This is a genomic window from Pedobacter sp. Bi27, from assembly GCF_918698255.1.
Taxonomy (GTDB): domain Bacteria; phylum Bacteroidota; class Bacteroidia; order Sphingobacteriales; family Sphingobacteriaceae; genus Pedobacter.
Map to the genome: position 1 here is coordinate 141,563 of NZ_CAKKMW010000009.1, position 21,200 is coordinate 162,762.

Genomic DNA, 21,200 nt, shown 5'->3' on the forward strand with positions numbered 1-21,200 from the left:
TTTATTTTTCCTTAAAACTCAGTATCATGATTAAAGTACTCCCTGTTCCTTTTTCCATGATTCTTTCTATTTTAATTTCCAAGTGTTTTAGGCCCAGTCCGTTAAAATGGTGCTGTACATATATTTCTTCACTTGCCGGGGATGAATTGGAGAGCTTGTCAGAGAGAAGATCCATCTGCCACTTATTAATAACAATTTCTGTGAAAGAAAGTTCTCTTATTTCATATTCTTGTATACGGAACATGTTCTGAAACTTCTCATTGCACACCAATACCTTTCGGTCGGCATCCAATACAACAGTGGCCTGAGGATGTAGGTCGGCTGTTGATTGTGCATATTGCAATAAGCCGAGCATCCTCGCGTTCATCGATTTTATCGGTGTAATTTTAGTAAACGTAAGTACAGCACCATTGATGAAATTATCCATTGTACGGTAGGGCATAATGCGTAGGTTATACCATTCGCCTTTTTTGGTTTTGATTTCAAGTTCTTTACCCGATAAGGTTGTAATTACTTCATTAATGGTCTGTTCAATAGAAGGATATTCGAAATTTGAAACAATATGGGTAATGGAACGGCCAATATCGGAGGTAATTACATTGAACAGCCTGGTTACCTGAGGGGTAAAACGTAAAATGTTAAGCTGGTTATCGAGAAATATGGTGCCGATCTCGGTATTGTCCAGCAGGTTTTTCATATCATTGTTCAGCTGGGTGAGCTCTTCTGCCTTGTTCTGGTATTGGAGGTTAATCGTCATTAGCTCTTCATTGAGCGATTGCATTTCCTCTTTGGTGGTTAATGCTTCTTCATTTGTGCTCTGCAGTTCCTCGTTGGTGCTCTGCAGTTCTTCATTGGTCGATTTTAGTTCTTCCAGCGAGGTTTCCATCTGCTCAATGGTGGTATGCAGCTGCTGTTTGGTATAGGTAAGTTCTTTTTCAAGTTCTTCTACCGCTCCTTCACTGATATTGGATGCAGATTTAGATTTTTGTGCCGTAGATTTTCTAACCAGCCCCTTTTCATAAAAATTAACCAGTAAAAGACCTTGAAGCGCAGGCTCATTAAGGTAATCGACAGAAAAGCCCATCAGGTAAGTACGGTTGTTTTCTTTGATCCGGATATCGTTTATCTCAACCTTTGTATGGTTGGTCAGACACAGGTGAATGGCATTTCCCAGTACGTATTTGAGTTCTTCCCTTACCATTCTATGGATATTCATTACCGCCTCTCCGGGATTAAGCTGGATAAACCGGTTTGTTTTGCCATTGATGTATAGGATTTCGCCTTTTTCATTTAATAATAAAGAAGCGGGGGTATAATTTTCGAGCAGTACCTTATTAAAGCTTTCGGCAATTGGGTTTTTGGCCAATGCTTTTGTGGTGTTGTCAATTTTACCCAGTTTATCCTGATTGGCGATGTGGAAAGGAAAATCCAATATTTTTCCGATGGCGCTTACACCTTCCTTACGTTCAAAAATCTTCCATTTGGAATCTATACTGTTAAAAATATCGTTAAAAGCATCCACAGATTCGGCAGGCCCGAGAAAAAGGAGACCGTTTGGCTGCAAAGAGTAATGAAAAACCGGAATAATCTTTTTCTGCAGCTCTGTAGTAAGGTAAATCATCACATTACGGCAACATAGCAGATCGAGCCTCGTAAAAGGGGCATCTTTGATCAGGTTGTGTTGTGCAAAAACAATCATCTCTCTGATTTCCTTTTTTACAGTATAGCCGTTCGGCTTTTTAACAAAGAATCTCTCAAGCTGCTGTGCAGACAATTCTGCAACGATATTTGAAAAATAAAAGCCTGCGCGTGCATGGTCTATCGCATTTGGATCGAGGTCGGTAGCGAAAATCTGCGCTTTGGGCTTCCGCTTCGACTTAAGGTTGTCTAAAAACTCGGTAATGATAATGGCAATAGAGTAGGCCTCTTCACCTGTTGAGCATCCTGCAATCCAGATCCTGATCGGCTCTTCCGGGCTTTTTTGTTCAAGCAAACGGTAAACATGTTCTTTCAGACTATCAAAGGCATGGCGGTCTCTGAAGAATTTTGTTACCCCGATTAAAAGTTCGTTGAACAGGGTATCGATTTCTGCAGGATTTTCCCTTAAATAATTTACATAGCTTTCATAATCTGGCAGCTGATGAAAGGCTATCCTGCGTTCTATGCGGCGGGAAATGGTGTTTTTTTTATATAAAGTGAAATCATGTCCGGTTTGCGAACGCAATAACATCAGTATTTTTTGTATGTGTACCTTATTGGTAAGGGGTGAGGTTAATTCTTCGTTTGCTTCACCTACAAGGACCGGATGATTAAGGTACTGAATCAGTTTTAAGGGCATTTCTTCCGGGGGAAGAACATAATCGGCCATGTGTGTTTTAATCGCAGCATAAGGCATGCTCGAAAATTCGGCTGTATCCGGCTCTTGTACCATACCCATACCGAGCTTTTCTTTGATCATTCTCAAACCTGTTTCTCCATCGGCTCCTAAACCAGAAAAGATGATGGCAACAGCCTTGTTCCATTGATCTTCAGCTAAACTCTGGAAAAAATAATCAATAGGCATGTGTGCACCTTTTGGCCGCGAGGCGCTAAAAAGTAAAAGATGGCCGTTATGAATACCCATATCAGTGCCAGGAGGAATAATGTAAACGTGGTTTTCGCGTACTTCCAAACCATCTTTTGCTGTCAATACCGGCATACTGGTCGATTCCTTGAGCAGGACGGAATAATCCAGTTCTTCGGCTTTATCCTGGTGGACAATAATTACGAAAGCCATGCCGGCATTGACAGGCATATGGGTAAAGAATTTTTGATAGGCAGGTAATGATCCGCTGGCTCCACCCATACCTATAATTGGGAAGGAAGCAGCCTGCTGAGGCGTTTCCCTGTTCAGCTCTGCTGGATGATGTGACTGAGCACCATCTTGGTTTTCTTGCATTTCTTTTATTTTTTTCGCATCTCAATTATCATTGTGAAATGGATAAGGGGAACACTGATACTTGCTATACTGCCCTGATGCCGCATTTTTATTTGCCACCGGGTTTATGGGTCAGATCAAACGCTGGAAAGTCCATGTGTAGCTCCCATAGGATGATTAAAGGATAAATATAAGCGAAATTTCGGGCCAGTCAAAACCTGCACATGTTTGTGCCTAAAATTGTAAAGTTTAGCCTAAAACGATTTACAAAACTTAGAATTATCTAAAATGCCGATCTTGCTGAAAATGAAAAGAATAGATAGGGGATCTATTTTTCTGTTTTCAAATTTGGGGGATCAATAGAGATGTTTTTTTAAGGATTTTTAGTGCTAATCGAATTGTTTTTGTGTTAATTATTTGATATTTAAGTTGTTGCGTGTTGTTGTAGAGCGCTTGCCATTTATCTCCTATACCCGATGGGATTTTGGGTATTATTTGTTTAAAATTGGGTATTAATCGCAGGAAGCCGGAGAAATACGGTGTGCAGTGTTTGGAACAGTTGCATCATAAATATAATTGTCATATTGAGGCCTAATTTATCGCATAAAATTCAACATAAATGGTATGAGGGTTTTTAGCGCATTTTAGGTCGTGTTAAATCGTCATTGCGAGAAGGCTTTTTCAGCCGACGAAGCAATCTTTATAGCAAAGATCACTAGCAGGAAAGATTGCTTCGTCGTTCCTCCTCGCAATGACGACCTTTCGTTTAGAATCTGTAAATGGTAGCTTGTCGAAAGACCTGTAAATTATCTTGATAAGCTCCGTAAGAGTCCTTTGGACAATATGACAGCATTTGAGGTGAAAGTTGCCATTGCGATACAGCCTCGTTGGTTAATTATTTTTTATACTGTTTGAGCTGTTTTTTTAACAGTTGCCTGGCTTGGTGTATATGGGTTTTTACCGTGCCAACGGGTATGTCTAGCTCAAGTGCGATTTCCTGGTATTTATAACCTTCAAAATATCTGATAAAGGGTACTGAATAGGCCTTGGGTAACCTTTTTAAAGCGTTTTTAATGTCTTCCATTGCAAACTTGCTCTCCGCCTGGTTTAAAGTTGCACTACCACCGAGCTGCACCGATGAAATTTCTTCAACCTGTACAACATGGTCGCGGTGCCTTTGGTGCTTGCGATAAGTGTTTATAAAGGTATTGCGCATAATTACAAATAGCCAACCCTTTATATTGGTACCCTGATCAAATTTTGAAGCAAAACGTGTAGCCTTTACCAAAGTATCCTGCAACAGATCATTTGCATCATCAAGATCGTTAGTAAATTTCAAAGCGTGTGAGCGCAGTGCCCCTGAATAGAGGCTGATGTTTTGTGAGAATTCGTACTGTGTCATAGGTATATGTTTTTAGGTGTATAAAATCCATCAAAGGATATACCATTTGGCACTGCGGTTTTAGGCTGCCCTGAATTTGAGGGTATAAACCACAGGTAGTGGAAAGTACCCTGTTATTAGCCAGTTGAATGTGATGATTTTGGAAAGTATGCGAAGCGTGAATACCTGTTCTGCCCTTACATGATCAGCATATGAGATTCGATTAGCCGATACATTTCATTTATATCAAACGGTTTCTCAATAAAAGCATCTGCCTGACAATCCCTTATTACTGATATATTGCCGTTGGCAGAGGTAAGGATTACAGGCAAATGGCTGATATCAGGTGTTTCCCTGATCATGCTGCATAACTTTTTTCCGTCTTCATACCCGAGCATGATATCTATGATAATCATATCGGGTATGATGGATCTGATGTTTTCTATCATCTGCCGGCCATTTAAAAAACCAAAGACCTGATAATGGTTGCAGGTTAGGGCAAGCGTTAAGGCATCAAGATTGGATGGGTCATCTTCTATAAGGATAATCTTTTTGGGCATAACCTCAGTTATATGAGAACTGAGATTAAAATTAGATATTATCGTACAGAGGTAACTACCTGATTTATAGTATTAAAGATGTTGTCAGATCCGTATTTTGCGTAATTGATTTGCGGGAAATACGGGGTTGGCTAAACGATGATCTACTTTTTCAATTCTTATTAATACTGCTTCTGGCACAGTTAACGATTACCCATTCTGTTTGCTCGATCCGTCTTTTGGAAAATTCAGATTTTCATCCTTTTTGATCAGCTTTTCCAGCGGTTTCATAAACCTGCCTTTTTAAGGTTGTCCGTTTCCGCCTGCAGCACCATAAATCTGGTCGGTTGAAAAACTGGCATCATTTGCGGCAAGCTGGACATAAATGGAAGCCAGTTCGGCTGGCTGGCCTGGCCTGCCCATAGGTGTATCTTTACCAAATTCTTTAAGTTTTTCGGGCGTTGATCCTCCTCCCATCTGTAACGGTGTCCAAATGGGGCCGGGTGCTACTCCATTTACCCTTATTCCCTTCGGACCCAGTTGTTTGGCAAGTGATTTCACAAAATTTGTAGTAGCAGCCTTTGTCTGTGCGTAATCAAAAAGATCAGGAGAGGGGTCGGTTGCCTGAACAGAGGTAGTACCAATGATTGATGAGCCCGGTTTTAAATGTGGCAATGCTGCTTTGATAATCCAAAATGGCGCGTATATATTTGTTTTGATCGTCCAGTCAAACTGTTCGCTGGTTAAGTCTGCCAGTGATGGGGTACTTTGCTGCCTTGCAGCGTTGCTAATGAGGATATCAAGGCCGCCAAGCTGGCTTACAGCGGTATCTACCAGTTTAGAACAAAATGCTTCGTTTCTGATATCACCAGGAATGGCTACAGCTTTACGACCAGCTTTTTTAATCAGTTCAATTACTTCTTTTGCATCAGGTTCCTCTTGTGGGAGATAGTTTATAGCAACATCGGCACCTTCTCTGGCATAAGCAATTGCGGCCGCTCTACCCATGCCCGAATCGCCACCGGTGATGAGAGCCTTTCTGCCAGCTAGCCTGCCTGAACCTTTGTAACTGCTTTCGCCGTGATCGGGCCTTGGTACCATTTTACTGGCCAGTGCCGGCCAGGGCTGGTTTTGGTGGTTAAAAGGAGGGCGTGGGTATTTTGTTGTGGGATCTTCCAAAGCATTGTTCGGGCCATCATTTTGCTGAATCAAAGTCGCAGCATTTAAATTTGGAGATATGGCCACACCAGCCAGTCCGATACCGAGGCTGCCAATAGCCTCCCGTCGGGTGATTTTATTTTTCTTATCCATAATGAAGTTTTAATTGCTTCATATATAACCAGATCAGATTTTAGTTGGTTTGGTTTTTTTGAAATTATTACATCAGGTTTTCCTCTTTATAACTTGAGCCGCTGCCCGTTCATGTCTCCGTCAATGTCGTTAAGTTAAGCGCTTTTAACCACAGATGCAAACAGGTAAACACGGATGAGGGGTTGAGATAAATCGTCATCTCGACCGCAGTGGAGAGATCTTTTAAACATAGTTAAAGATCTCTCCACTCCGCGTTGCTCCAGTCGAGATGACGCCGATTTTTAGTAATCTGTCTCTGGTAAACTGGATTACTTGCAACAGATCCGGCTGCGTTAAATCAATAGCGATTTATCTATCTTATCTTTTATTATGCTATTGCACATGATTTTTATGGTTGGTATTAATCAATGTATTAACCGGCGTACCTTGCGGTGAAGTTTAACATAGTCGAATGGCTTAAAGATGATTCCATCAGCCATATTTGGAATCTTTTCGGCCTGCGCTTCAAGCATTGCCGTTATTAACAAAATGGGGATATTTCTGGTTTCAATATTACGTTTTATGGCATTACATAACTCCCTACCGTCGCCTTTATCTAACAGGATATCCATCACGATCAAATCCGGCTGAAAATTTTTGATGGTGCTCAGCAGCTCATCACTATGGTTAATACTCACAACTATAAATGCCTGATCTTCCAATATCATTTGGATAACATCGGCATTACTCTGATCATCGTCTAATACAAGAATTTTTGACATGATTGTTTTATTTTAATATGAAATCCAAAAAAAACTGCCGGCCCTGATCTTTAGCGCAGGAATTAAATGTTGTTGTTCAGCAACGCTGGTTTGTCTAAATGCATTTTAAGGGTGCTTTTCCATATAGCTGTGATTTAAGGTTAAATTACGGCTTTTAAGGTTATTTTAATAGCTTTTAGCTAAAAAGGGGTAGTTTTTGCGGTATCTTACGTAGTTCGCTACCTATTGAGGTATGCTATGATTTTGTATTTTATCCCTGTTTTTAGGGGCTAAGTACGCGAAAAAACAATGTTGCAAACCACATTTTATGCGTTATTTGGCCAATAGTGGGCATTTTTTGTTTTTCTATAATTTGCGATTATACACCTAACACTTAGACCTTAAAAAAAATAATTAAATTGTAAATGGAGCGCCCCATGGGATTATAACGTTTCATCAATTTAATGGAAATCTCAAATCTTCTTGTATATCTTTCTGAGCGTTCGCCCCGGCTTTTCTTTATATTCGATTTAAACGAGGATAGATTTATCTACATGAACCCATCTTGCATGACCTTCTTCGGTTTAGCGTCTATAGACATACGTTCGAGGCTTTTATTGCATATGGTACATCCCGAAGACCGGCGTTATGTACTTTTCAAGTTAAGAGAATGTACAGATGGGAATACGGTAACCGATGTTGAATGCAGGATACAGCGTTCTGATAACGAGCGCTGGTTGAGCACAACGCCTTATTTACTCAGTGAAAACGGGCAACATCTTTTGATTGGGATTGCTGAAGATGTTACCAATTACAAGAAAATTGCCGAAGTACTCAATAACCACAATAGTAAAAAAAATGCCATACTTAATATTCTCGCACATGATTTGGCTGGGCCTATAGGTGCAATTGGTAATATTTCAGACCTGCTGGCAAAGGGTGCCAGAAGATTTGAAGATCCGTCTATTGATCGTTACATCGCGTTGATAGACAGGATCACTAAAAAAAGCCTCAAATTAATTCGCGACTTTCTGAACCAGGAGTTTCTTGAGACGGCGGGTGTACAACTGGTTAAAAAAAGGGTAGAATTGGTGAGCAAGATCTCCTTAGCTGCCCAGGAATATTTCGATATGCAGGACGGTTTGCAGATTACTTTTTCCTGCCGTTCAAGTAAAGAGCGTATTTTTGCTGAAATTGATGAAGATAAATTTATGCAGGTGATCAATAACCTGATTTCCAATTCACTTAAATTTACCCCCAAAAATGGCAACATAGACGTCTATCTCACAGAAAGCAAAAAACAAATTCTAATTACAGTTGCCGACAACGGAATCGGAATTCCAAAAGAATATCACGCTACACTTTTTGAGAAATTTACCAATGCCCGCAGGAACGGTTTAAACGGCGAACAGTCTACAGGCCTTGGCATGTCAATTATCAAAACTATTGTTGAATGGCACAAAGGGAAAATCTGGTTTGATAGTGAAGAAAACAAGGGAACAAAGTTTTATATTGAGCTACCTAAAGTATAAGCCCTTCCCAATATGAGGTAACTTACCTTTTTGGGCATGCAAAGCGCAGTACCAAACTTTTAGCCTCTTATTATTGAGAATAGCTGAGCTTTTAATCCCATCCCGATTGTTAATTCAGATCATTACATATGGAAAAACGGCTAAGGTTTACCATTTTTTTTATTTTTAGCTAGCCTGGGCGTACCTGTTAATTTTTCTTCTGAAAGTTTTTTTGCAGAATCAATTGAATGGGAATGGTGGATATCTTCTCCTTTTTCTGCCATATCAGAAAGTTTCGCATAGTATTTATGCAATACATCAAGTTCTGCCTCCGAGAGGTCTTCAATATCGACCATGCGGTTACTGGCATGTCTGCTGGCCGCCAATAACTCATTAAGTTTTAACTGTATAGCCTTTGAATCTTTATTCTGGGTTTTTTGGATCAGAAATACCATTAAAAAAGTAATAATTGTTGTTCCGGTATTAATGACCAGTTGCCAGGTATCCGAATAGTCGAAAATAGGGCCGCTAATGCCCCAAATTAGAATAATGCCAACAGCTATGGTAAAGGCGCTTGCACTTCCGGTCCAATAGGTAATCTTGTCAGATATACGTTCAAAAAAGTTTTGCTTGTTTGTCATATTCTTTAGTACTAAGTCTAAGGCTTTGTTTTTGTTTATATAAACAGGCGAAAATTTCAGATGGTTTTCTTTTTTGTTTTCTCTTGCTGTCCTTGGGACATAAATCCCCAGGCCATCCCTTTTTTAAGGTGCTAAAAATATGATAATACTGTGCCTGCTTAGAAACATTTAATCGGATGTTAAGCAGTATTGTAACCACATACCTTAACTGTTAAATAAATCAAACCTGTAGCAGTTTTACCTTGTTTATTTAATGAAGCACAAGTTTTAAAACGAAGGTTGTGCTTCTTGAAGAAAATAATTCGAAGGTTTAAACTTAAAACTATGGAAAACAAAAAAACAGATCAGCAGGAAAATAGGGTTTGTATTGTACCACATTCGCAGATTGAGGCAAGTGATGCGGATAGTGCTTATCAGGATGAGGCTTCTGCTAAGGAATTATCAAAACAGGCAGCGAAATCGGATTCGGATACAGACCGCGCAGAAGATAGCGGAACGCCTCATCAAAATTAATTTTTTTAAAACAGTAAATACGACAACATGGAAAATAGAAAACATTTTGCATTGATTACCGGTGCAAGTAGCGGAATTGGCTATGAACTGGCCAAACTTTTTGCAAAAGATGGTTTTAACCTCATTATTGTTGGCCGGGAAGAGGCAAGGTTAAAACGTGCAGCAGCCATTTTTGAAGCGGAAGGAGTTGAGGTAATCACCATGATCGCCGACCTGTCTGAACGGGATGCGGCTTTTGACCTGTATGAAAACATACGTACAAAAAATGTGCAGATCGATGTATTGGTAAATGACGCCGGACAAGGGGTTTATGGCAAATTTATAGATACCGACCTAAGTAAAGAATTAAAAATTATCCAGCTTAACATTGCCTCTTTGGTAACCTTAACCAAATTATATTTAAAGGAGATGGTAAAACGGGGAGCAGGGAAGATCTTGAATGTTGCATCGATCGCAGGAAAATTGCCTGGGCCTTATCAGGCCGTTTACCATGGTACAAAAGCATTTGTGCACTCTTTTAACGAAGCGGTGCGTGCAGAAATAAAAGATTCGCCAGTTACGATAACCTCTCTACTACCTGGCCCCACAGATACCGACTTTTTTAGAAAAGCTGATATGATGGATTCAAAAATAGTACAGGAAGGCGAATTAGCTGATCCTGCAGCGGTAGCTAAAGATGGTTATGAAGCGATGATGGACGGAAAAGACATGGTCGTATCAGGATTTAAAAACAAACTGCAGGTAGCCGTGGGCAATATTACCCCTGATGGCAAATTAGCTGAACAAATGGGTAAAATGCAGGAGCCAGTAGATGATAAGCCTCGCAATACGCCATAACAGCTTGCCTTAAGACCTATGCAAATTATAGCATATTTTTATAAATATCCGTCAAAACTTTGGCCTGTTTTTTTTTGTTCTCCTAAAAAAGGGCTTTAATGGGAATAGATATACAAAAAAGAAGTATTGGATTAAATTTTAACGAAAGCGGACAGGCAGAAATAAGGGTTTGGGCACCGCTTGCAGAACAGGTTGCTGTGTTAATAACAGAAAGCGCTGCGGTTATTGATCTATTTAATGAGGAGTATGGATATTGGTATTTACAAACCGATCAGATCAAGCCACTGGAAACTTATAGCTTTAAAATCAGCAGCCGTAAAGATGGGAAGGAACTTGTGCGTTCAGATCCAGCCTCATTACTCCAGGCCGAAGGACCGCAGGGGGTATCAACAGCTTTTGATCTGAAAAGTTTCCCTTGGACGGATAACAATTGGCAGGGAATTGCACTGAAAGATTTCATCATTTACGAACTCCATACCGGAACTTTCACACCTGAAGGAGATTTTGCCGCCATCGAAAAAAAACTCGATTACCTTGTTGAACTCGGCATTACCGCCATCGAGATTATGCCCGTTGCACAATTTTCGGGCGGCAGGAATTGGGGTTATGATGGCGTATTTCCTTTTGCCGTACAAAATACCTATGGTGGCCCTTTGGCATTACAACACCTGGTTAACACCTGCCACGAGAAGGGACTGGCCGTAATCTTGGATGTGGTTTATAATCATGTGGGACCAGAAGGAAATTATTTTGCAGATTTCGGCCCATATTTTACGGATAAATACCATACGCCCTGGGGGCAGGCCATTAACTTTGATGATGCAGGCTGCGATGCGGTAAGGGATTTCTATATCGAAAATGCGCTAATGTGGTTCAGGGATTTTCACATCGATGCGCTTCGGTTGGATGCGGTACACGCAATTAAAGATTTTAGCCCTGTTCATATTCTGGCAGAAATTAAATCGCATACCGAAAAACTTGCTCGGGTAACTGGCAGAACTTATGAACTGATTGTTGAACTTGACCTGAACGACGGCCGTTTTATCAGGCCGCAAAAGGAGTTTGGCTATGGCATGGATGCCCAATGGATAGATGAATTTCATCATGCGTTGAGGGTTTGTGCAGGTCAGGAACAAAAAGGTTATTATTCAGATTTTAACGACGTGGCTGATCTGGCTAAATCTTTTAACAGTGCTTATGTGTACGATGGACAATATTCACCCCATAGGCAGAAAAAGTTTGGCGAACCCGTAGGAGATGTACCAGGTGATAAATTTGTTGTTTTCTCACAAAATCATGATCAGGTCGGTAATCGCATGCTGGGCGAACGTACTGCTACATTGCTGAGCTTTGAAATGTTAAAAGTGATGGCTGCTGCCGTTTTTTGCAGCCCTTTTTTACCCCTGATATTTATGGGCGAGGAATGGGCGGAAACAAATCCTTTCCAGTTTTTTGTAAGTCACAGTGATCACGATCTGGTAGAAGCCGTTAGAGAAGGCAGAAAAGCGGAGTTTTCGGCTTTTCATGGAGATGATGGGGTGCCCGACCCACAAAGCGAATCAACTTTTCAGCATTCAAAACTGGATTGGCAAAAACTGCAAGTGCCGTTAAACCTTAAAATGTTGACTTATTACAAAACATTGATTGCACTCCGAAAGCAAAATGAGGTGCTTGCAGATTTAGATCGAAAGAACGTTAAGGCAGTAGCTTACCCAGAAAAAAGATGTTTAATGTTAAACCGGTGGAAGGGCACACAAAAAATAATGATGCTGTTTAACTTTTCAGATCAAAAGCAAAACCTTTCGACTGGCGAAACCATTCAAGATTGGGCCGTGTTGCTTAACTCTTCCTCATTGGTTTGGAATGAACCACACGACGAAATAAACAGCTTACCTCCTGGTGAACAAATTACCCTATTTCCAGAATCAATTCTTATTCTTTCTAAAAAAGATGTATAAACCTAACGCCACTTACCGCATTCAGTTCCACAAAGATTTTAACCTGAAATCGCTTGATCGTATTATCCCATACCTAACCGAATTGGGAATAAGTACATTGTACGCATCGCCCATTTTTGAAGCCGTTCCGGGCAGTATGCACGGTTATGACGTGATAAATCCATTAAAGATAAATCCTGAGATCGGTACTGAGGCAGAGTTATTAAATGTATCTAAAAAACTTAAAGCAGCAGGAATTGGATGGCTTCAAGATATTGTTCCCAACCACATGGCCTTTCATCCCGGTAATACCTGGTTAATGGATGTACTTCAAAAAGGCAATACCTCAGATTTTGCCAGGTTTTTTGATATCGACCTGGAAAAGGACGATGGACGCTTAATGGTTCCTTTTTTAGGTGAGGCGCTTGATGAAGCTATAATGCAGGAGAAAATACAGCTCAAGAAAGTTAAGGGCGAATATTACCTCAGTTATGGTGAAACCAATTGGCCCGTTAATGCTGATACGCATAAAATGCTGGCATTACTCGATTTTAGGAAAGTTAACAGCAATACAGCTGTTTTAAAACAGATTGTCAACGATCAACATTACCGCTTGTGTAATTGGCAGGAAACCGATCATAAAATCAATTACCGAAGGTTTTTTACAGTCAATAGTCTGATCTGCCTGAACATGCAACATCAGGAAACATTCGATATTTATCACCGCTATATTTTCGAACTCATTGATAAAGGGGTTTTTCAAGGATTGAGAATCGACCATGTAGATGGGCTTTATGATCCTGCAGGTTATTTACAAAACCTCCGGAAGTCAGTTGGAAAGGAAATTTATATTGTAGTGGAAAAAATTCTGGAACAGGGAGAACAGATGCCGCGTGACTGGAAAGTACAGGGAAATACCGGTTATGATTTTATGGCAATGGTAAACAATCTTTTTACCAATAGGCAGGCCGAGAAACCTTTTACCAGACTTTATAAGCGGGTAACCGGAAAAAAACTCGATCCATCTCAGCTGATCTATGAAAAAAAACATAATATATTGTTTAAACATATGCAGGGTGAATTGGATAACCTTTTTGAAATGCTTTTGCCACTTAAGCCGCCTGGTTTTTTTTCTATAGAAAACGCAGAACTAAAAAAGGCGCTTGGCTGGCTCCTCATCCGCATGCCTGTATATCGGTATTACAATTATAGTTTCCCACTTTCAGAAGTCGATGAAAAGAAAATCAGCAGCCTGCTAATGCCGCTCGTCGGTGATAAAAAACTGGGTAAAGCAGGTGAATTGTTATCTACCATATTTTTAGAAAAGTCCCGAAATGCAGATCCTGCGTATAGCCAAAAAGTTGGTCAGTTTTTTCAACGCTGTATGCAGTTTACCGGTCCGTTAATGGCAAAGGGGGTTGAAGATACGCTGATGTTTACCTACAACCGTTTTGTAGGTCACAGTGAAGTTGGAGATGCTCCGGATGCATTCGGGGTATCGGTTGATTGGTTTCATAATGAAATGCAGAATCGCCATCAGCAATGGCCACTGAGTATAAATGCGAGTGCTACCCACGATACCAAAAAAGGGGAGGATGTAAGGGCCAGATTGAATGTGCTTAGCGATCTTCCTGAGGAGTGGAGCCTGCTGGTTGAACAACTTAAGCGTATTTTTAGCAGTTTACAGCATAAGGTGCCAGCTTATAAACAGTTACACGACAATGATGTTTATCTGCTCCTGCAGACCATTATCGGCGCCATGCCTTTTCTGAAAGATGATGAGCATGATATTGATAACCGTTTAGCACAGTTTATTGTAAAAGCGTTGCGGGAATCCAAAAAACGATCAGACTGGGCAAATCCGGATGAGGTTTACGAGCATAAACTGAATAAGTTTTCGCGGGTTATTTTAAACGAAAGGCTGGAAAGTGGAAAATTGATCAAAGACTTTTTGAAGCGGATTTCAGATTTTGCAATAATCAATAGTTTAGCGCAGCTTACTTTAAAATTTACCTGCCCTGGTGTTCCGGATATTTATCAGGGAACCGAATTATGGGATTTAAGCCTTGTTGATCCTGATAACAGAAGACCTGTTGATTATAGCAGCAGATCCAAAATGATGGAGGATCTAGAAACACCTGCTGACTATAAAAAACTTTGGGAAGACAGGTTTTCTGGAAAGTTGAAAATGTGGTTAACGAAAACGTTACTATTGATCAGAAAATCCGAAGCTGATGTTTTTGAACTTGGTACCTATATACCCTTAACAGTCGAAGGTAAGTATAGTAACCATATCTGTGCTTTTGCAAGGAGGTACAAACACCACTGGATAATAACGGTTGTTCCCTTGGGTTTTGCCAAATGCTGTAAAATTCAGCATGTACCAGTTAGCGATTTCGATTGGGAAGATACTGCAATTATTTTACCGCAAGAGGCACCCTTAACATGGGAAAATTTACTTACCGGGAAAAAAGGGGCTAAGGATCCGTTACAGAGGGGTATACTCATCAGCCAGCTGTTCAACGAAGTTCAATTGGCGGTAATCAGGTTAACCCCTAAAAAAAACGAACGTTCTGCCGGGGTTTTGATGCACATCAGTTCCTTACCATCCAGTTTTGGTATCGGCGATCTGGGCCCCAATGCCTATAAATTTGTAGATTTTCTTTACGCTTCGCGGCAAAGCTATTGGCAGATTCTGCCGCTCAATCCGGTAAAAAAGGAGAACGGGTATTCTCCTTATTCCAGCAGTTCTGCTATGGCCGGAAATACCATGCTCATTAGTCCGGAATTTTTGTTCGAAGATGGGCTTTTGAATAAAAGCGACCTTGATGCTTTCCTATTACCAATAACAGCACAAGTTGATTTTGAAAAAACAGCAGAAATGAAACAGCGTGTTTTAAGTAAGGCCTATCAGCGCTTTAAAGGTATAGGTAACAAAAAACTGATTGCAAGCTACAACGCGTTTTGTAAAGCTGAAGAGCGCTGGCTCACTGATTTTTCTATTTATACCCATTTAAAACAGTTTTATAAAAATAGTGAATGGTTTAACTGGCCAGAAAAGTTTAAGTCTAAAAATAAAAAGGCAATTGCTGAATATGAAAAAAACTACCTTGCCGAGATTGAGGAAATAAAATGGAGCCAGTTTATTTTTTACCGTCAATGGTACAAATTAAAGGCCTATGCAAATAAAAAGGGAATAAGATTGATTGGCGATCTTCCATTTTATCTGGACTACGATGCAGTTGAAGTATGGGCAGAACCTCAAAATTTTCTCCTTGATAAAAACGGAAACAGAACCGTTGTTGCGGCGGTACCACCAGATTATTTTAATGAAAAAGGGCAGTTGTGGGGAATGCCGATATACAATTGGGAGCGGATGGAGCATGAGGGATTTAAATGGTGGAAGAACCGGCTCAAAAAAAGCAGTAAAATATACGACCTTGTACGTCTGGATCATTTCAGGGCTTTTGCGAGTTATTGGCAGGTTGCAGCTGATCTTGATGATGCGGTAAATGGTACCTGGCAACCTGGGCCCGGCGCTAAATTTTTTAAATCTATGAAAGGAAAATTCGGCGAACTTCCTTTTATTGCCGAAGATCTTGGCGAAATTACCGAAGATGTAGTCCATTTAAGAAAACAGTTCGGCTTGCGCGGCATGAAAGTAATACAGTTTGCCTTTGGCGAAGACCTGGCCGTTTCTCCCCATATTCCACACAATTTTGATTCAGTGAATTTTATTGTCTATACCGGAACGCACGACAACAATACAACTTTGGGATGGTTTAAAAATGAAACAGATGAAGCGCTTCGAAAACGGCTATCGAACTATGTTGGTGCCAGGGTTGATGAAACGAATGTTAATATGGCCATGATCAGGCTTTGCTATTCTTCAATTGCAGAAATTGCAATAATTCCCATGCAGGATATTATGCAGTTGGGTGATGCCGCTAAGATGAATACGCCGGGTAAAGCATCGGGTAACTGGGCATGGCGGGTAGATGAAGGATTTATTACCGAAAAAACGATAAACTGGTTGAAATCAGAAACCGAACTTTACGGCCGCTAAATTGTAAAGTACCTGGTTATCCCTTAGGTAGTTGTGATAAACTTTTGGCCGTTAAAAGCACTGCGCCCGCAAAGAGAAGTAGTCCGCCGGCCAGGTATTTACGGTGCGCCTTAGGTTTTCCAGGCATTCCCCAACCGCCATGTATGGCATTACCAAAAGGAAGCGGAGAGAAAATATTGCCATTTGTTTTTTCGATGTCAGGTGCACTTTTTAAGTAACTACGTATCACGGCTCCGGCTATACCCCTTGTAATTGCCGGAAAAATGGCATAAGATAGGCGGAGCAGTATCGAAGTACTTCCAATCATCGTTTGTGGTTTCGGTTGCTTAGAAAGTTTAAGTATGCTTAGCGCAACACGCATCGGATCGTATACCGGAGGTGCAGGTTTTAAACTTTTTCTGGTATAATTTGCCGCATGCTGGATCCCTGGTGTATCTAAAAATGCCGGAAAGGCATCACAGATATAAATATTGGGGTACCTGGATAATTCTGTTTTAAGGGCTGCACTAAAACCCTTCAAACCAAATTTGCTTGCAGAATAGGCCACACCGTAAGGTACAGGAAGAAAGCCACCAATAGAGATATTGTTGATGATGATACCTGATCCATGTTTTTTAAAATATGGGAGTACAGCATGAGCTCCGTTCATGTAGCCAAGCAGATTAGTGCGCAGCACCTGCTCCGAAACTTCCATTGGTGTAACATCAAATTCGCCGATAGCAAGTACACCGGCATTATTTATCCAGATATCTATTCCAGGTCCAAAATTATCGGCCGCCGCTGCCAGATTAATGACCTGTTTATAATCGGATACATCTGCTTCAACTGTTAACACTTCTACACCGAATAATTCACATTCTTTGGCCAGTGATGTGAGTTCGTCCATATTGCGGGAAGAGATCACCAATTTATCTCCATTCTGAGCAAATACTGTAGCCATTGCTTTGCCGGCACCGCTCGAAGCGCCTGTAATTACAACCGTTCTTTTTTCCTTCATCATTATTGTACAACCCATTCTGCCCAAAAAATGTTTTTTGATATTCTTTATCGGGATTTGAGGCCAACGAGTTGATACGGAAGAGGCTAGAGCAAATTGTTAAAACCATTTATTGTTTTTGCAGGTTCTCTATATGCTATCGAAAATACATCCGGTGCCGTAAAAAATATCTTATGAAAAATCAGGTCTTCATTTTGCTCGCTATTGTTTCTTTTTTCCTCAACTGCGGAACCATATTATAGAGATTGTTGACGAAAATACATTGGCAAAGATAAACTTTGTCCGTGCAGACGGCACATGGCCGATAGTTTTTCCCTCAACCAGTAATGCATTAATCGCAGAAAAAAATTAAATGTTAACAGCCCAAAAAGAGGCTTAAGCTAAAAAAACTATGGACAAGAAAACACCAAAAGGAAAAAATAAACCTGCCCAGCCAGAAAATGGTAAGACGGCCAAACTGGAATCATTTGTTGCAGATTCGACAGGCGAATTTCTAACAACTAACCATGGGGTCAAAATTAACGATGATCAGAATTCGCTCAAAGCCGGAGAAAGAGGCGCAACACTTTTAGAGGATTTTATCCTCCGGGAAAAAATTACACATTTCGATCATGAACGCATACCCGAAAGGGTAGTGCATGCCAGGGGTTCTGCTGCACATGGTGTTTTTAAGGTATACGAAGACATGTCTAACTTAACCAGGGCTGCATTTTTATGCGATCCGGGAGCAGAAACTCCGGTGTTTGTTAGGTTTTCAACCGTAGCAGGCTCCAGGGGATCGACAGATCTGGCTCGTGATGTAAGGGGTTTTGCTGTAAAATTTTATACCCAGGAAGGGAATTTTGATCTTGTGGGCAATAACATGCCAGTGTTTTTCATCCAGGATGCGGTTAAATTTCCAGATCTTGTCCATGCAGTAAAACCAGAGCCTGATAATGAAATGCCACAGGCCGCTTCGGCTCACGATACTTTCTGGGATTTTATTTCTCAAATGCCAGAGTCGTCGCATATGATTATGTGGCTGATGAGTGATCGTGCCATACCAAGGAGCTACCGCATGATGGAGGGTTTTGGCGTACATACTTTTAGATTTGTGAATGCCAACGGTGAAGCCAATTTTGTGAAATTCCACTGGAAGCCACTTTTGGGTGTTCATTCGGTAGCCTGGGATGAGGCACAGAATATTTCGGGCAAAGACCCCGATTTTCATAGAAGGGACCTTTGGGATGCCATTGAGGCCGGCGCTTTTCCAGAATGGGAACTTGGCGTGCAGATCGTTCCTGAAGCTGATGAGTTTAAGTTTGAATTTGATCTTTTGGATCCTACCAAATTGATTCCTGAAGAACTTGTTCCCGTACAGCGCATTGGTAAGATGACACTGAACAGAAATCCCGATAACTTTTTCGCGGAAACGGAGCAAGTTGCTTTCCATGTTGGCCATGTAGTACCGGGTATCGATTTTACTAATGACCCGCTATTGCAGGGCAGATTGTTCTCTTATACCGATACCCAGCTAATCCGATTGGGAGGACCAAATTTTCATGAAATCCCGATTAACAGACCTGTAATTCCCGTGCATAATAACCAACGCGATGGCCATATGCGCCAAACAATCAACAGGGGTAAAACCAGTTATGGTCCGAACGGACTCGCCGCAAACGACCCAAGGCAGGTACCGGCTGCACAAGGTGGCTTTGTAAGTCATAATGAAGCAATTGATGCCAGAAAGATCCGGGCAAGGAGCAGAAGTTTTTTTGATCATTTTTCGCAGGCCCGCTTGTTCTTCAATTCACAGAGCAATGCCGAAAAGAACCACCTTATCGATGCCCTTAGTTTTGAACTCGGCAAAGTAAAGGCCATTCCTGTAAGGGAGCGTATGCTGGCTGTATTAATTCAGATAGATAAGGGCCTGGCTGGGGCAGTTGCGCAGGCATTAGGTTTGCAGATTCCAAAAATCCCTTTGGCAGACCTTAACAATAGCTTGCCAGCTGATGGCAAAAGGAAAGATTATGCTTCTGTAAACCCTAAAGGAAGCCTTGCAAGGTCTGTAGCGCTAAGTATGGCCACAACGATCAAAGATACCATCAGGTCAAGAAAAATTGCAATACTTGCGGCAGATGGAGTAAATGAACAGGCACTTAGCAAAGTTAAAGATTTCCTTGTTGCACAAGGAGCGGTGGTGCATATTATAGCGCCAAGGTTGGGCGAAATTATTTCTGCAGGTGGTAAAAATATTGCAGTGGATGAAAGTCTTTTAACAGCAGCATCCGTTCTTTATGATGCAGTATATGTGCCTGGGGGTGCTAATTCAGTTAATGCACTTAGTGGAGAAGCCAATGCCATTCATTTCTTAAATGAGGCTTTCAAACATTGTAAGGCAATTGCTGCCGACAAACAGGCGCTCCAGGTATTGGAATCTACTTATTTCGCTAAAAAGCTACCAGCAGAATACGCAGACGGTACGGCATTAAGTGAAGGTATTTTGATTACTGAGGATCTTGATGCCCTTACAAAGACTTTTGCAGAAATGATTGCCCTGCACCGCTTTTGGGACCGTGAAATTCAAAGAAAAATACCAGCATAGTTTAAGGTACAAACCAGGTGAAGGCTGTTGGCCTTCACCAAATTTATTCGCTATGGAAAATAAAAACAACTTAGAAGCCGTACCTGCCCAATATACAGGCAGCAAGATGGATGTAATAGAGCGCAGGGACTGTAGCACCCTGGCAGAAGCGGTACAGGTTTTTGAACGGGCGTGTACCAGATTATTGTCTGTAAACGAATGGGGACGTTATGCAGGCATATCCGCATTCCAATTAATCGATCCTCAGGGCATCCGCGCAGAAAGGCAGGCGCAGTTAAATGATTATATTAGAATCGATATTCCTGGTCCTGGAACCCAGGCTGGAATGGGCTATGATTGGGTTCAAATCGAGGAGATTATTACCGAAAGCGACGGTGAAAAGCAGACATTATCCATGAGGGTAAGGCCTTGCGCGCACCCCTTGTCACGAAAAAAGGAAACGGCCCACTTTTTAAAAAGTGAGGCTACATCAAGCTTTATCGTTACACAGAGCGGACGATCTGTTAGTGCCGAAGAACATGCTAGAAATGAAGTTCCAAATACGGATAATGGCAGCCTTTATGATAAGGGAAGGAATTTTATGGTGGGTATGGCGGCCAAACTGGGTTTTTCATATCCCCAGTGGAAAGGGCTGGTCAAGGCGCTTTTGCAAGATTAGCATTTTTACTGTATAATTCAAGTAGTTCTGCTCCAGCTTCGTTCCCCTGTAAAATGGCCAGATCTAATGCATGCTGTCCCCTGATATCCTTGAGCCTGGTTTCAGCGCCATGGTCTAAAAGTAGTTTTAAAACCTCATTGCGGCCAAACATTGCGGCAAACATCAATGCAGTCCCGCCGTTTCCATGCTGAAGATTAATGTCTGCCCCACTTTCAATCAATAGTTTTGCAATATCGGTATAGCCTTTAAATGCTGCACCCATTAAAGCTGTGTTGCCTCCATGATCTCCAAGATTTAAGTCTGCTCCCGAAGCAATCAGGTATGCTGCCGCTTCCAGCTGGTTGTTGTAGCAGGCAATAATCAAAGCGGTATAACCTTTATCGTCCTGAAAATTTATATTCGCTCCTCTGCGTATTAATTCTTTTAAAACCTCGGTATCGCCTTTTCTTGCAGCAGGTATAATGAGTTCTTCTATGTTTTCCATTTTTATATAACATCTGCATTGTTAAAAAGTTTAAGGGAAAGCGCTGCTCATTTTCCGTTTAAAAATCAATAATCCTTCAAAATT

The 21,200-nt window shown here is 41.1% G+C and carries 15 protein-coding genes; 7 read left to right on the plus strand and 8 right to left on the minus strand.

From position 1 onward, the window contains the following. Window position 1: 1 nt before the first annotated feature. From LQ227_RS23450 to LQ227_RS23470, 5 genes are all read right to left on the minus strand, one after another. Window positions 2-2,938 carry a CheR family methyltransferase gene (locus LQ227_RS23450; RefSeq protein ID WP_230151383.1) on the minus strand — a complete coding sequence of 979 codons (2,937 nt, stop codon included), beginning with the start codon at window positions 2,936-2,938 and terminating at the stop codon, window positions 2-4. Window positions 2,939-3,812: 874 nt separating this feature from the next. Further along, window positions 3,813-4,319, minus strand: coding sequence for an RNA polymerase sigma factor (locus LQ227_RS23455; protein WP_230145318.1), 507 nt, complete (start codon window positions 4,317-4,319; stop codon window positions 3,813-3,815). 176 nt (window positions 4,320-4,495) lie between these two features. Beyond that, window positions 4,496-4,858 carry a response regulator gene (locus LQ227_RS23460; protein WP_230145319.1) on the minus strand — a complete coding sequence of 121 codons (363 nt, stop codon included), beginning with the start codon at window positions 4,856-4,858 and terminating at the stop codon, window positions 4,496-4,498. Window positions 4,859-5,140: 282 nt separating this feature from the next. Continuing rightward, complete coding sequence (locus LQ227_RS23465) at window positions 5,141-6,148, minus strand: SDR family oxidoreductase (protein ID WP_230145320.1); 1,008 nt, start codon at window positions 6,146-6,148, stop codon at window positions 5,141-5,143. 404 nt (window positions 6,149-6,552) lie between these two features. Further along, window positions 6,553-6,909, minus strand: a complete 357-nt coding sequence (locus LQ227_RS23470; protein ID WP_230145321.1) for a PleD family two-component system response regulator — start codon at window positions 6,907-6,909, stop codon at window positions 6,553-6,555. 443 nt (window positions 6,910-7,352) lie between these two features. On the opposite strand from LQ227_RS23470, the gene LQ227_RS23475 reads away from it, so the two are divergent. After that, window positions 7,353-8,420 carry a PAS domain-containing sensor histidine kinase gene (locus LQ227_RS23475; RefSeq protein ID WP_230151385.1) on the plus strand — a complete coding sequence of 356 codons (1,068 nt, stop codon included), beginning with the start codon at window positions 7,353-7,355 and terminating at the stop codon, window positions 8,418-8,420. A 140-nt stretch (window positions 8,421-8,560) separates the two neighbouring features. On the opposite strand, the gene LQ227_RS23480 is transcribed toward LQ227_RS23475, so the two are convergent. Next, window positions 8,561-9,040, minus strand: a complete 480-nt coding sequence (locus tag LQ227_RS23480; protein ID WP_230145324.1) for a low affinity iron permease family protein — start codon at window positions 9,038-9,040, stop codon at window positions 8,561-8,563. 324 nt (window positions 9,041-9,364) lie between these two features. Here LQ227_RS23480 and LQ227_RS23485 point away from each other — a divergent pair, with 324 nt between their 5' ends. The 4 genes from LQ227_RS23485 (at window position 9,365) to treY (ending at window position 16,393) form a co-directional block, all read left to right on the plus strand. Further along, a complete protein-coding gene (locus LQ227_RS23485; protein WP_230151387.1) occupies window positions 9,365-9,553 on the plus strand; it encodes a hypothetical protein in 189 nt (62 codons plus the stop codon). Between the two features lie 27 nt (window positions 9,554-9,580). Next, entirely contained in the window at window positions 9,581-10,390 is an 810-nt protein-coding gene (locus LQ227_RS23490) for an SDR family oxidoreductase (protein ID WP_230151391.1), read from the plus strand. Between the two features lie 98 nt (window positions 10,391-10,488). Then, window positions 10,489-12,348 (plus strand): malto-oligosyltrehalose trehalohydrolase, encoded by a 1,860-nt coding sequence (treZ, locus tag LQ227_RS23495; protein WP_230151393.1) that lies wholly within the window; start codon window positions 10,489-10,491, stop codon window positions 12,346-12,348. Further along, complete coding sequence (gene treY / locus LQ227_RS23500; RefSeq protein WP_230151396.1) at window positions 12,341-16,393, plus strand: malto-oligosyltrehalose synthase; 4,053 nt, start codon at window positions 12,341-12,343, stop codon at window positions 16,391-16,393. The genes treZ and treY overlap by 8 nt, the downstream gene beginning before the upstream one ends. 16 nt (window positions 16,394-16,409) lie before the next feature. On the opposite strand, the gene LQ227_RS23505 is transcribed toward treY, so the two are convergent. Then, entirely contained in the window at window positions 16,410-17,393 is a 984-nt protein-coding gene (locus tag LQ227_RS23505; protein WP_230151398.1) for an SDR family oxidoreductase, read from the minus strand. A 388-nt stretch (window positions 17,394-17,781) separates the two neighbouring features. Between LQ227_RS23505 and LQ227_RS23510 the strand changes: the two genes are divergently transcribed. Both LQ227_RS23510 and LQ227_RS23515 read left to right on the plus strand, forming a co-directional pair. Continuing rightward, window positions 17,782-19,974 carry a catalase gene (locus tag LQ227_RS23510; RefSeq protein WP_230151401.1) on the plus strand — a complete coding sequence of 731 codons (2,193 nt, stop codon included), beginning with the start codon at window positions 17,782-17,784 and terminating at the stop codon, window positions 19,972-19,974. Between the two features lie 52 nt (window positions 19,975-20,026). After that, window positions 20,027-20,632, plus strand: coding sequence for a hypothetical protein (locus LQ227_RS23515; RefSeq protein ID WP_230151404.1), 606 nt, complete (start codon window positions 20,027-20,029; stop codon window positions 20,630-20,632). Here LQ227_RS23515 and LQ227_RS23520 read toward each other — a convergent pair. Further along, window positions 20,610-21,116: an ankyrin repeat domain-containing protein gene (locus LQ227_RS23520; protein WP_230151407.1), complete on the minus strand. Its 507-nt coding sequence runs from the start codon at window positions 21,114-21,116 to the stop codon at window positions 20,610-20,612. The genes LQ227_RS23515 and LQ227_RS23520 overlap by 23 nt on opposite strands. Window positions 21,117-21,200 lie beyond the last annotated feature (84 nt).